The 13,255-nt window shown below is 65.5% G+C and carries 10 protein-coding genes; 6 read left to right on the forward strand and 4 right to left on the reverse strand.

Annotated elements, in window-relative coordinates; genetic code table 11:
* Positions 1-12: 12 nt before the first annotated feature.
* Complete coding sequence (locus tag AC3IT0_RS00820; RefSeq protein WP_489321952.1) at positions 13-1,233, reverse strand: sarcosine oxidase subunit beta family protein; 1,221 nt, start codon at positions 1,231-1,233, stop codon at positions 13-15.
* Complete coding sequence (gene glyA / locus AC3IT0_RS00825; RefSeq protein WP_489321953.1) at positions 1,230-2,570, reverse strand: serine hydroxymethyltransferase; 1,341 nt, start codon at positions 2,568-2,570, stop codon at positions 1,230-1,232. The genes AC3IT0_RS00820 and glyA overlap by 4 nt, the downstream gene beginning before the upstream one ends.
* 176 nt (positions 2,571-2,746) lie before the next feature.
* Here glyA and AC3IT0_RS00830 point away from each other — a divergent pair, with 176 nt between their 5' ends.
* Positions 2,747-3,400 (forward strand): GntR family transcriptional regulator, encoded by a 654-nt coding sequence (locus tag AC3IT0_RS00830; RefSeq protein WP_489321954.1) that lies wholly within the window; start codon positions 2,747-2,749, stop codon positions 3,398-3,400.
* A gap of 291 nt (positions 3,401-3,691) precedes the next feature.
* On the forward strand, positions 3,692-4,501 hold the full coding sequence (locus AC3IT0_RS00835; protein WP_489321955.1) for an IclR family transcriptional regulator: 810 nt from the start codon (positions 3,692-3,694) through the stop codon (positions 4,499-4,501).
* A gap of 81 nt (positions 4,502-4,582) precedes the next feature.
* Here the strand turns inward: AC3IT0_RS00835 and AC3IT0_RS00840 are convergent, their stop codons facing one another.
* On the reverse strand, positions 4,583-5,812 hold the full coding sequence (locus AC3IT0_RS00840; RefSeq protein WP_489321956.1) for an aromatic ring-hydroxylating oxygenase subunit alpha: 1,230 nt from the start codon (positions 5,810-5,812) through the stop codon (positions 4,583-4,585).
* A gap of 82 nt (positions 5,813-5,894) precedes the next feature.
* On the reverse strand, positions 5,895-7,097 hold the full coding sequence (locus tag AC3IT0_RS00845; protein ID WP_489321957.1) for an NAD(P)/FAD-dependent oxidoreductase: 1,203 nt from the start codon (positions 7,095-7,097) through the stop codon (positions 5,895-5,897).
* 243 nt (positions 7,098-7,340) lie between these two features.
* On the opposite strand from AC3IT0_RS00845, the gene AC3IT0_RS00850 reads away from it, so the two are divergent.
* The 4 genes from AC3IT0_RS00850 to AC3IT0_RS00865 are packed head-to-tail and all read left to right on the forward strand — an operon-like array spanning position 7,341 to position 13,109.
* Positions 7,341-7,691 (forward strand): bifunctional 3-phenylpropionate/cinnamic acid dioxygenase ferredoxin subunit, encoded by a 351-nt coding sequence (locus tag AC3IT0_RS00850; protein WP_489321958.1) that lies wholly within the window; start codon positions 7,341-7,343, stop codon positions 7,689-7,691.
* 36 nt (positions 7,692-7,727) lie between these two features.
* Positions 7,728-9,614 carry a BCCT family transporter gene (locus tag AC3IT0_RS00855; RefSeq protein ID WP_489321959.1) on the forward strand — a complete coding sequence of 629 codons (1,887 nt, stop codon included), beginning with the start codon at positions 7,728-7,730 and terminating at the stop codon, positions 9,612-9,614.
* A 17-nt stretch (positions 9,615-9,631) separates the two neighbouring features.
* On the forward strand, positions 9,632-10,564 hold the full coding sequence (purU, locus tag AC3IT0_RS00860; RefSeq protein ID WP_489323875.1) for a formyltetrahydrofolate deformylase: 933 nt from the start codon (positions 9,632-9,634) through the stop codon (positions 10,562-10,564).
* Between the two features lie 37 nt (positions 10,565-10,601).
* The gene (locus AC3IT0_RS00865; RefSeq protein WP_489321960.1) at positions 10,602-13,109 is read left to right on the forward strand and encodes a GcvT family protein; all 2,508 of its coding nucleotides are present in this window, start codon (positions 10,602-10,604) and stop codon (positions 13,107-13,109) included.
* Positions 13,110-13,255: the final 146 nt, after the last annotated feature.

Below are 13,255 nucleotides of genomic sequence, written 5' to 3' on the forward strand. Positions count from 1 at the left end.
GTCCGGCCTCTCTTAGTGGGCCACGGCGGCTGCGCCGTGTTCGTCGATCAGTTCGCCGGTTTCGAAGCGTTCCAGCGCAAAGGGCTTGTTCAGCTTGTGCGGGGTGCCCGTGGCGATGTTATGGGCGAACGTCAGTCCGGCGGCAGGGGTGGCCTTGAAGCCGCCGGTGCCCCAGCCGCAGTTCACGAACATGTTCTCCACCGGGGTGTTGCCCACGATGGGGGAGGCGTCCAGTGTCGTGTCCACGATGCCGCCCCAGGTCCGGAGCACGTGGGCCCGGGCGAAGATGGGGAAGAGTTCGACGGCGGCCGCCATCTGGTGCTCGATCACGTGGAAGGAGCCGCGCTGGCCGTAGCCGTTGTAGGAGTCCACGCCGGCGCCCATCACCAGTTCTCCCTTGTGGGCCTGGGAGACGTAGACGTGTACGTGGTTGGACATGACCACGGTGGGGTGGACCGGTTCGTGCAGTTCGGAGACCAGCGCCTGGAGCGGGTGGGACTGGATGGGGAGCCGGAAGCCGGCCATTTCGGCCAGGACCGAGCTGTGCCCTGCGGCCGCGAGGCCCACCTTTTCGGTGTTGATGGTGCCGCGGTTGGTCTTGACACCGGTGACCCGGTTGCCGTCCTTGACGAAGCCCGTGACTTCGCAGTTCTGGATGATGTCCACGCCAAGTTCGTCGCACTTGCGGGCGAAGGCCCAGGCCACGTGGTCGTGCTTGGCGATGCCTGCGCGCGGCTGGTACGTGGCGCCCATGACCGGGTAGCGGATGTTGTCGCTGATGTTCAGGATGGGGCAGAGCTCCTTGACCTGTTTCGGGTCCAGCCATTCAGCGTCCACGCCGTTGAGCTGGTTGGCACCCACGCGCCGGATGCTTTCGCGGACATCGCCCAGGGTGTGGGCGAGGTTCATCACGCCGCGCTGGCTGAACAGGAAGTCGTATTCGAGTTCCTCCGGCAGGATTTCCCAGAGCTTGAGGGCGTGCTCATAGATGGCCGCGCTCTCGTCCCAGAGGTAGTTGGAACGGATGATGGTGGTGTTCCGGGCCATGTTGCCGCCGGCCAGCCAGCCCTTTTCCAGGACGGCGATGTTGGTCATGCCGTGGTTCTTGGCCAGGAAGTAGGCCGTGGCCAGGCCGTGCCCGCCGCCGCCCACGATCACGGCGTCGTAGGACTTCTTCGGGTCCGGGTTCCGCCAGAGGAAATCCGGGTGCTCGGGGAGCTGGTGGGTGCTCACTGGGCTGCTCCAATCAGGTCAGATTCGAAAGCGGCGATGTCGGTGCCGCCATTGAGGTGCGAGTAAAGGGGGAACTGCTCTGCCAGGGCGGTCACGCGGGCACGGAGTTCGACGACAGTCTGGTCGCCGATGGTGCCGTTACCGGCGGCGGCGATCAGCGCCGTCGCGATGATGTCGGCAACCTCTGCGAATTCCACCGCGCCGAAGCCGCGGGTAGCGAGGGCTGGCGTGCCGATCCGGAGGCCGGAGGACACCATCGGCGGGCGGGGGTCGAACGGAACAGCGTTGCGGTTGACCGTGATGCCGATCCGGTGCAGGACGTCTTCTGCCTGCTGGCCGTCCAGTTCCGAGTGGCGCAGGTCCACCAGGACCAGGTGGACGTCGGTGCCGCCGTTGACCACGGAGATTCCGGCCGTGGCAACGTCCTCCTGGAGGAGCCGTTCGGCCAGCAGCCTGGATCCCGCCAGGACGCGTTCCTGGCGTTCCTTGAATTCAGGCGAGCCGGCGAGCTTGAAGGCCACGGCCTTGGCGGCGATGACGTGCTCCAGCGGGCCGCCCTGCTGGCCAGGGAACACGGCGCTGTTGATCTTGCGGGCGTACTGCTCCTTGGCCAGGATGACGCCGCCGCGCGGACCGCCGAGTGTCTTGTGGGTGGTGGTGGTAACGACGTCGGCGTACGGCACCGGGTTCGGGTGCAGCCCCGCGGCGACGAGGCCGGCGAAGTGGGCCATGTCCACCATGAGGTAGGCGCCCACGAGGTCCGCGATCCGGCGGAATTCTGCGAAGTCGAGCTGGCGGGAGTAGGCGGACCAGCCGGCGACGATCAGCTTCGGGCGGTGTTCCAGCGCCAGCGCCTCGACCTCTGCCATATCGATCCGGAGGTCGTCCTCACGCACGTGGTACGGAACCACGTTGTAGAGCTTGCCGGAGAAGTTGATCTTCATGCCGTGGGTGAGGTGGCCGCCGTGGGCCAGGCTCAGGCCCATGATGGTATCGCCCGGGCTCAGGAGGGCGAACATTGCGGCGGCGTTGGCCTGCGCGCCGGAGTGCGGCTGCACGTTGGCGAACTCGGCGCCGAACAGGGCCTTGACCCGGTCAATGGCCAGCTGCTCGATGACGTCAACGTGCTCGCAGCCACCGTAGTAACGCTTGCCCGGGTAGCCCTCCGCGTACTTGTTCGTCAGCACGGAGCCCTGCGCCTCCATGACGGCGGACGGGGCGAAATTCTCCGAGGCGATCATTTCCAGCGTCGACTGCTGGCGGACCAGTTCATTATTGATGGCCTGCTGGACCTCGGGATCGACTGCGGAAAGTCGCTCGTTCAACTGCTCAACCACGGATGCTCCTTTGAAATACCACTGTTGTGATGACTGATATATCAGCGTGAGGTCAATGTTATGATTGAGGTCACACAAGAGTCAATAGCTGGAAGCAAAGTGGCACAAAGCTTCCCGGTTGAAGTCGGAGACTCGGTAGCGAAGAACGGAGCGGCGCCTTGAATGCACTTCCTGTAATGCCTCCCGCCGAGGCTGAAGCGCCGTCCCAGGCGGAGGCGGCCTACCGGCAGCTGCGCGACAAGCTGATCATGCTTGAGATCCGCCCCGGTGAGCCCATCAACGACGGGCAGCTGGCGGCAGAGCTCGGTTTCGGCCGCACTCCCGTGCGCGAGGCCATTAAGCGGCTTGAGGTGGACCATCTGGTGGTGTCCTATCCGCGCCGGGGGACCTTTGCCACCACTGTGGACTTCACGGAACTCGCGGATGTCTCCGAAATCAGGGAGCTCCTGGAGCCGCTCGCAGCGCGCCGCGCTGCCAAAAGGGCCAGCAGCGCGATGCGGCAGGAGCTACTGGAAGTTGCCGAAGCCATTGCCGCCCTGGACCCCAGCCTCGCCGAATCCCGCGACCTCATGCGCTACGACCTGACAGTGCACCGGCTGATTTACAGAGCCGCCGCCAATCCCCATCTGGAAGACACCCTGATCCGCTACGACAACCTCGCCACGCGCATCTGGTGCCTGGTCCTGGACAAAGTCCCGGCGGTCAGCGGCCACATTACAGAACATGTGGACCTTCTCAAGGCCGTCGCGGAGGGTGACGCCGACAAGGCCGCCGAGCTGGCCCTGCACCATGTCACCAGCTTTGAGGAAACCATTCGGAAGGTGCTGTAAGCCCCGCCACAAACCGGAACGCTCTCACCTTCCGCAACGAAAACGCTCTCTCATGCGTGAGAGAGCGTTCCGTAAAAGGGCGCAGGATGTGAGAGAGCGTTCCAACCACCGAAATGCCCGGTGATCCGGAGGCCCACAGCAACGACTTGCACTATTCCCACTTGCGTAACGGAATGCCGGTTTCCTCGCGTCTGGCGGCATAGGATCGAAAGCGTTTGAACTAACCGGGAGGTCGCCATAGGCGCCTTCGCGGTGGGTAAGCAAGCCGCACACTACTTGAGAGTATGGAACATGGCTTCGAACAATGACCGAGACCCCGACGTCGACGCGGAGGCCGGCCAGCACGGCGGCGTCCAGTCAGTGGACCGGGCCATGGCGGTCCTCGAGATCCTGGCGCGGGACGGCCATGCCGGCGTGAGCGACATCGCCGAGGAGATGGGCATCCACAAGTCCACCGTGTCCAGGCTGCTGGGTTCGCTGGTGAGCCGGGAAATGGTCCACCAGAACAGTGAGCGCGGGAAGTACCAGCTGGGCTTCGGCATCCTGCGGCTGGCGAGCTCCATCCCCGGGCGGCTCAGCCTGGTCCGCGAGGCCCGCCCCGTCCTAGAAAGCCTGGCGGAGGAATTCAAGGAGACAGTCAACCTCGCCGTCCTGCGCTCCAACTACGCCGTCAATGTGGACCAGGCCATGGGCCCGTCGACGCTGGCCACCTATGACTGGGTGGGCAGCCTGACGCCGCTGCACGCGACCTCCAGCGGAAAGGTCCTGCTGGCCGCATTGTCCGCAGATGAGCGTGACCGGATCCTGAAGGAGACCGGGCTGCCGGCCCGGACACCCCGGACCATCACCAACCGGAACAAACTCGAAACCCAGCTGATCGACGTCGCCCGCGACGGCTACGGCGTCACCCTGGAGGAATTCGAGATCGGCATCAATTCCATGTCCGTTCCTGTGTACAACCACCTGGGAACGGTCATTGGCGCCGTCAGCATCTCCGGCCCCGCCTTCCGCTTCGACCCCGAAAAGGAGCCCGGACTCGTCGAAGGAATCAAAGAGGCCGGGCTCCAGATCAGCGCGAAGATGGGTTACACCCGGCGCTAGCTGGACGCCGCGCAAGAACACAAACGAACACCCCGGATAAAAGTCCGGGGTGTTCGTTCGTCCTGCGGCCGTTGCGACAACTCAGGAGACGATGCTGGCTGGGGACTCGTTCCGTTCGAGGGTTTCAGCGCGCTCCTCCAGCGGCGGGGTATCGGCGGTGAGGCCCAGCCGCACCTCTCCTGACTGGGCGATGTCGCCCACCTTTTCCTGCACCCAGTCATGGAAGGCGCCGATGTGGTGCTCGCTGGGGACCAGCACACCGCCCTTGGCGTAGGTCTTCGAAGCCATGCCGGGCTGGCAGCGCTCGCAGGCGTCGAAGTCCTGCATGTTCACCCGGTGGAACAGCTCCACCGAGGCGGTGACATCCTTTCCGCTCTCGACCACCGACGGCAGGTACAGCCAGTCGCATTCAACAATGGTGTGGTCCGCGGACATGGGGAACATGCGGTGGATGATCACGTGGTCCGGAACCAGGTTCACAAACACGGTGGGCTTGATGGTGATGGCGTAATAGCGGCGGTCCTGGTCATCCCCGATGCCCGGAATCAGGTCCAGGCCCTCGGAGCCGTCCACGGTGAAGCCCTTGATGTCCTCGCCGAACTCCGCGCCGTGTCCCACGAAGTACTGCGCGGCCAGGCCGTCCGCGAACTCCGGCAGGACCTCGGTCAGTTCCGGGTGGATGGTGGCGCAGTGGTAGCACTCCATGAAGTTCTCGATGATGAGCTTCCAGTTGGCCTTCACGTCGTAGCGGATGCGGCGGCCGAGGCTGAGGTTGGCCACGTCGTAGCCTTCGATCGCCTTCAAATCGCCGAGCCGCTCCTCGATGGCGCCCATCACGTCCTCTTCGAACGACGGCGGCTCGTCGGCCAGGCACACCCACACGTAGCCCAGGTATTCGCGGATGTGGACCTTCACCAGGCCGTACTCGTCCCGGTCGATGTCCGGCATCTTGGTCAGGTTGGGTGCCGCGATGAGCTTGCCCTCGAAGTCGTAGGTCCAGGCGTGGTACGGGCACTGGAAGGAGCGCGCGGCTTCACCCTGCTCCTCCATGCACAGCTTGACGCCGCGGTGCCGGCAGACGTTGTAGAAGGCGCGGATAGCGCCCTTGCGGGTGCGGCTGATCAGCACGCTCTCCCGCCCGATCTGCACGGTCTTCCACGCGCCGGGCTTGTCCAGGTCCGCTGAGCGGATGGCACAGAACCACATCTGCTCGAAGATCCGCTCCTGCTCGGCTCGGAACACGGCCTCATCCACATAGGTGTAGCCGGGCAGGGTGGGGATCAGACTCGGGGCACTTACCTCAACAGACAATTTGTCCTCCTAACGAACAAAAGATCAACAAACAAAAAACTTGGGTGGGAAAGGGGATTCGGGATCAGGGTGCGGACAGTTCTCAATGCACGACGTCGGCAGGCGCGGCGGCCGCCGTCGCAACACCGGCCGGCGCTGAGAGGCTCCGCCGCCACTTGGTGAACAGCCGCGGCTGGTTCATGCCGAGCACGGCCACCGGGACATCCTCGCGGTAGTACACGGCAAGGCAGCTGTGCGAGCGGACTTCGCCCACTTCGATCTCCAGCCGGTCGTAGCCGGCAGAGTGGCCGGCGAACTGCAGCTTGACGCCGTACTGGTCGGACCAGAAGTAGTGCGGCTTGGCCGGCTTCGGCGCGGCATCAGCGTCCAGCAGTGCCTCAACGGCGACGGCGGCACGCTCCAGGGCGCCGGTCCAGTGTTCCATCCGGCGGTGCTTGCCGGCTGCCTGGTCGAACCACGCAGCGCAGTCACCGACGGCCACGATTCCCGGTACACCGGTTCGCCCCATCGCGTCGCACACCACGCCGCCGCTTAGCTCCAGGCCGGAGCCCTCCAGCCACCCGGTGTTGGGCTCGGCTCCAATGCCAACCACCACGACGTCGGCGGCCACGTAGCGCCCGCAGGCCAGCCGGAGTCCGGTCACGTTGCCCTCGCCGCTGTAGAAGTCCTCGATCACGGCCGAGGAAATGAGCTCCACTCCGTTCGCTGCGTGCAGTCCGCCAACCACGCCGCCCATCTCGGTGCCGAGCTGGGCGGCGAACGGCACTGGCTTGGTGTCGATCATGGTCACGTCCATGCCCCGCGACGCGGCTGCTGCGGCCACCTCGGCGCCGATGAAGCCGGCGCCTATCACGGCCATCCTGCTGCCGGGGACCAGTTCCGGGGCGAGGCTCTGTGCGTCCGCGAGGGTGCGGAGCGTAAAGACATTGCTCAGCCCCGCCAGGGTGGGCAGCTGGCGCGCCCTCGCACCGGTGGCAATGACAATGCCGTCCGCTGCTATGGTGCGGCCGTTCCTAAGGAGGATGGTCCGGGAAGCCGCATCCAGGGAAGCCGCGCCGGTACCCAGAACCCATTCCGCCTCCAGCTCGTCGGCATCGGTTTCCAGGTAGAGGTCCTCGGCACTGACCGCTCCGAGCAGGAAGTCCTTTGAGAGCGGGGGACGGTCGTAGGGCCGGTGGGGTTCATCGCCAATGATGACCAACCGGCCGGTAAAGCCCTGGGCGCGGGCCGCCCGGGCGGCGGACAGACCGGCCAGGGAGGCTCCCACAATTGCAAGCGTCTGCATCAATACGGCCTCTTTCAATTGCTTCTTACGCAACAACAATCGCTATATGCAACAGAGTGATCTATGCCACGACGACTGTCAAGCGTTCCGCCGATGGGAAGACGAAGACCCGCAATAGAAGGAGAAAACCTTGACAAGCGGTGTGAGCTACCGCACTCTGTTGCTTATTGCGATTGCTGTTGATCACTACGGAACGGCAGGCATCGCACCCCTAGGATCCCCGAACGAGGAAGAGGTCCCTACATGCACAAGGCATGCCCGCTCAGTGAACTGGCGCCCGGGGAAGCACTGCGGCTGGATACGTCGCCGCCCATCGCCGTCTTCCACACCGAGGACGGCGAGCTCTTTGCCATCGACGACACGTGCACCCACCAGGACGCCTCGCTGGCGGACGGCTGGGTGGAGGACTGCTGGGTGGAATGCCCGCTGCACGCCTCCCGGTTCAACCTCCGCACGGGGAGCGTCGACGCGCCGCCCGCCAAGCTCCCGGTGCGCTCCCACGAAGTAACAGTGATCGACGGCGACATCATGATCACCGAATCCACGGAAGTCCCCAACCTTCCGCCCGGCCTGACAGTGGACGGCCACGTCTAGCACCAGCCCATGCATCCGAACAAAAAGGACTTGCTCATGGCTTTGAACAGCGACACCCGCGCGGTCACCGAAATCCGCGTCGACACCACCCCCCTTCCCCTCGCCGGCCAAGATCAGCTCGCGGAAGCCGAAGACACCGAACAAATCATGCAGGAACTCCGCCAGACCCGGTCCGAGCAGGCCGTGGCCGAACGGCGGAACCGCAAGCTCATTCTCGACAAGGCCACCTTCGGCATTACCGGTGTCCTCGCCCTGGCCTTCGTGGCCTGGGGATTCCTTGGCCGGGACAGCCTGGCCGCCACCTCAACACAGGCACTCAACTGGGTCATGGAGTACACCGGCTGGCTCTTTATGGTCCTGGCCTCGTTGTTCGTGGTCTTCGTGCTCTGGCTGGCGCTCGGAAAATGGGGCAACATCCCGCTGGGCAAAGACGGGGAGAAGCCCGAATTCAAGACGGTCTCCTGGGTCTCCATGATGTTTGCCGCGGGCATGGGCATCGGCCTGATGTTCTACGGCGTTGCCGAGCCGCTCTACCACTACATCTCCCCGCCGCCCGGAACTGTGGACGGACGGACCCCCGCGGCCATCCAGACCGCCATGGCCACCTCCATCTTCCACTGGACCCTCCACCCTTGGGCCATGTACGCAGTCGTAGGCATCGCCATGGCCTACGGCACCTACCGCCTGGGCCGCAAGCAACTCATCTCCGCGGCGTTCACGTCCCTGTTCGGCATCAGAACCGTGGAGGGGCCGGTGGGGAAGTTCATCAACATCCTCGCCATCTTTGCCACGCTCTTCGGCACGGCGGCTTCCCTCGGCCTGGGCGCCCTGCAGATCGGCAGCGGACTGACATCGAACGGCTGGGTGGGCGAGATCGGCACCCCCGTGCTGGTGGCTATTGTGGCCATCCTGACGGCCTGTTTCGTGGCCTCGGCAGTGTCCGGCATCAGCCGCGGCATCCAGTGGCTATCCAACATCAACATGGTCCTTGCCGTGGTCCTGGCGCTCATCGTGTTCATCGCCGGACCCACGCTGTTCATCCTCAACCTCATCCCTGCAGCCGTGGGCGACTACGCCCGGGACCTGGCCGAGATGGCATCCCGCACCGAGGCCGTTGGCGACGAGGCCCTGCGCACCTGGATGTCCGGCTGGACCATCTTCTACTGGGCATGGTGGGTCTCCTGGACACCCTTCGTGGGCATGTTCATCGCCCGGATCAGCCGTGGCCGCACCATCCGTCAGTTCGTCACCGGCGTCCTGCTGGTCCCCAGCATCGTCAGCGTGATCTGGTTCGGGATCTTTGGCGGAACCGCCTTCCACGTCCAGCAGGAAGCAGACAAGGCCAACCAGCCCGGCCTGGTCACCATGACCGACGGAACACCGTCCATATCCTTCGACGGCGCCCTCTTCGACCTGGTGCGGAACCTGTCCATGCCCGCCTGGGTGACCGCAGCCGTCGTCGTCCTCGCCATGGTCCTGGTGGCAATCTTCTTCGTGACGGGGGCAGACTCTGCCTCCCTGATCATGTCGTCCCTGAGTTCAAACGGTTCCGCTGAACCGAAGCGCGGGCTGGTCATCTTCTGGGGCCTCCTCACCGGTGCGGTGGCGGCCGTGATGCTGCTGGCCGGCGGCGATGAGCCCTCGGAAGCACTGTCCGGCCTGCAAAGAATCACCATTGTGGCGGCCCTGCCGTTCGTGCTGGTCATGCTGCTGCTGTGCTTTGCCCTGGTCAAGGACCTGCGCCGGGACCCCCTGTCACTACGACGGCGGCTGGCAACTTCCGTCGTCGAACGCGCCATCCGCGACGGCGTGGACCAGCACGGCGGAGTCCAGTTCGACCTCGTCACCAGGCACGAATGCGATGACCGCTGTTCCGTCGGCGCCCGCTGTCCCGGCGACGCCACCGAAGCCGCCAGGAAATAGGAGAAACCGTGACCGCCATCATTGAAAGCCGCCCCGCCCGCGCCGAAACAGTAGCCGCGACGGCCGCCGTCAAAACCCGGGCAGCCGAATTTGTCCTCACCCTGTCCTGCCCCGAGCAGCCCGGCATCGTCCGGGCGGTGACCGCCTTTCTGGCCGACCGCGGCTTCGACATCGTGGAGCACCAGCAGTTCGACGACCACGTCAGCGGGAACCTCTACCTGCGCACGGCCTTCAGTTTCGACAGGCTCAACCACCAGGACGGGCTCAACCACCGGGAGGTGGAGAGCCTCACCGCCGCCTTCGCGCCGACGGCCAACGAATTCGGCATGGACTTCAGCATCCACGACGGCCGGCCGCAACGGCTGCTGGTGATGGTCTCAAAGTTCGGGCACTGCCTCAACGACCTGATCTTCCGCTGGCAGGCGGGCAGCCTCGGTGCGGAGATCGCCGTCGTCGTTTCCAACCACGAGGACCTGCGCGCCATGGCCGAAGCCGCCGGCTTGCCCTTTGTCCATGTGCCGGTGACGCCCGGCACGAAGCCAGAGGCCGAGGCCCGGCTGCTGGAACTCGTGGCCGAGTACAACGCGGACCTGGTGGTCCTGGCCCGCTACATGCAGGTGCTGTCCGACGGCCTGTGCACCAGCCTGCGCGGCCGGGCCATCAACATCCACCATTCGTTCCTGCCCGGCTTCAAGGGCGCCAAGCCGTATCACCAGGCCTACGACCGCGGCGTGAAGCTGGTCGGGGCCACGGCGCACTACGTGACGCCGGACCTCGACGAAGGCCCGATCATCGAGCAGGAGGTCTTCCGGGTGGACCACAGCCTGGATGCAGAAGCCCTGGTGACCGTGGGACGGGACGCCGAAACGCAGGCCCTGTCCCGCGCCGTGAAGTGGCACTGCCAGCACCGCGTCCTGCTCAACAACACCCGCACCGTCGTCTTCCGCTAACGCGAACGTCCGCCAAGCAAAACCAGGAGAACCACTTATGAGCACCTCACCACGCGTTGTCATCATCGGCGCCGGCATCGTCGGCACCAACCTCGCGGACGAACTCGCCACCCGTGGCTGGACCAACATCACGGTGGTGGAACAGGGGCCGCTGGAACTGGCCGGCGGTTCCACCTCGCACGCCCCCGGCCTCGTGTTCCAGACCAACCCGTCCAAGACCATGACGGAATTCGCCAGCTACACGGTGGACAAGCTGCTCTCCCTTAGCGCAGACGGAGTGTCCTGCTTCAACCAGGTGGGCGGGCTGGAACTGGCCACCACCGAGGCCCGGCTGCAGGACCTCAAGCGCAAGCTCGGCTACGCCGCGTCCTGGGGGATCGAAGGCCGGGTCATCGACGCCGACGAGTGCGAGAAGCACTACCCGCTGCTGAACAGGGGCGTACTTGCCGACGGGCGCCGCATCCTGGGCGGTCTCTATGTCCCCACCGACGGCCTGGCCTCGGCAGCCCGCGCTGTGCAGCTGCTGATCAGCAAGACCCGGGCAGCCGGCGTAACGTACCGTGGCTCCACCACTGTGACCGGCATTGAGCAGGCGGGCGGCAAGGTCACCGGCGTCGAAACGGCCGACGGCGTGATCCCGGCTGACATCGTGGTCTCCTGCGCCGGCTTCTGGGGCCGTGAACTCGGCAAGCTGGTGGGCCTGAAGGTGCCGCTGCTGCCGCTCGCGCACCAGTACGCCAAGACCACCCCGCTGAACGAGCTGCGCGGCGTCAACGAGCTGCCAAGCGGGGCCAGCAAGCCCATCCTGCGCTACCAGGACCGCGACCTGTACTTCCGCGAGCACGGTAACCGGATCGGCATCGGCAGCTACGCACACCAGCCGATGCCCGTGGACATGGAACGGCTGCCCCGCGTCGGCGCGGAGGAGATGTCCGACCACCACATGCCGTCCCGCCTGGACTTCACGCTCGAAGATTTCGCACCGGTCTGGGAGGACTGCCAGGACCTGCTCCCGGCGCTGCATGCAACCCAGATCAATGACGGCTTCAACGGCGTCTTCTCCTTCACTCCCGACGGTGGGCCGCTGATGGGGGAGGCGCCCGACGTCGAGGGCTTCTTCGTGGCCGAGGCTGTGTGGGTCACGCACTCGGCCGGAGTCGCCAAGGCCATGGCCGAACTGCTGATCGAGGGCCAGTCCCGCACCGACCTGCACGGCTGCGAGCTTAACCGCTTCGAAAAGGTGCAGACGTCCGACCAGTACGTCAGCGAAACATCACAGCAGAACTTCGTGGAGATTTACGACATCCTGCACCCGCTGCAGCCCAAGGAATCCCCGCGGGACCTGCGCGTCAGCCCGTTCAACGTCCGGCAGAAGGAACTCGGGGCGTTCTTCCTGGAGTCCGCCGGCTGGGAGCGTCCGCACTGGTTCGAGGCCAACCGCGGCCTGCTCGACGAACTGCCGGCGGAATGGCAGGCGCCCGAGCGGGACGAGTGGGCAGCGATGTTCCATTCCCCGATCTCGGCTGCCGAAGCGTGGAAGACGCGCACCGCCGTCGGGCTTTATGACATGACCCCGCTGAAACGGCTGTCCGTCACCGGTCCCGGTGCGCAGGCGCTGCTGCAGCGGCTCAGCACCGGCAACATCGCCAAGAAGCCCGGTGCCGTGACGTACTGCCTGCTTCTGGAGGACGACGGCGGCATCCGCAGCGACGTGACCGTGGCGCGGTTGGGGGAGGAACAGTTCCAGCTGGGCGTGAACAGCAATGTGGACTTCGACTACCTGCGGGTCGAGGCCCGGAAGCAGTCGACGGCGGATCCCGCCCAGTGGGTGCACGTCGCCGACATCACCGGCAGCACGTGCTGCATCGGACTGTGGGGGCCGCTGGCCCGGAAGGTGATCGGGAAGGTCAGCGGGGACGACCTCACCAATGATGGGCTGAAGTACTTCCGGACCAAGGAAATCTCGGTGGGCGGCATCCCGGTCACGGCCATGCGCCTGTCCTACGTGGGCGAGCTCGGCTGGGAGCTGTACACCACTGCCGAGTACGGTCTGAAGCTCTGGGACCTGCTGTTTGAGGCCGGGCAGGAGCACGGCATCATCGCGGCCGGGCGCGGCGCGTTCAACAGCATGCGGCTCGAGAAGGGCTACCGGCTCTGGGGCACGGACATGACGTCCCAGCACCACCCTTACGAGTCCGGCCTGGGCTTCTCGATCGCCAAGGACAAGGAGGGCTTTGTGGGTTTTGACGCTCTTGCGGCACGCAAGGAGCAGCCTGCCACGCGCGCGCTGCGGTGCCTGACGGTCGACGACGGCACGTCCGTGGTGCTGGGCAAGGAACCGGTGTACGTCAACGGTTCTGCAGTTGGATACGTCACGAGCGCCGCTTACGGCTACTCGGTGCGCAAGCCGATCGCGTACGCCTGGCTGCCGGCGTCGGTGTCCGTGGGTGACGCGGTGGAGGTCGAGTACTTCGGGAAGCGCATTGCCGCCACCGTCACGGCCGAGCCGCTGTTCGATCCCGGCATGGAGCGCCTGCGCGGCTGACGCCCGGCCTGCCGGGCATCGTTGGGGCCCAGCGTCCCGCGCTGAGTGGCCCGCCGGCTTGGGATTCCCAGGCCGGCGGGCTCTTTCGCGCGAACGGACACTTCAGGCCCCGTTCCTTCCCGTGAGGTGGCACTTAACGGCAGTCC

This window comes from Pseudarthrobacter sp. KH_020_B (genome assembly GCF_057840185.1).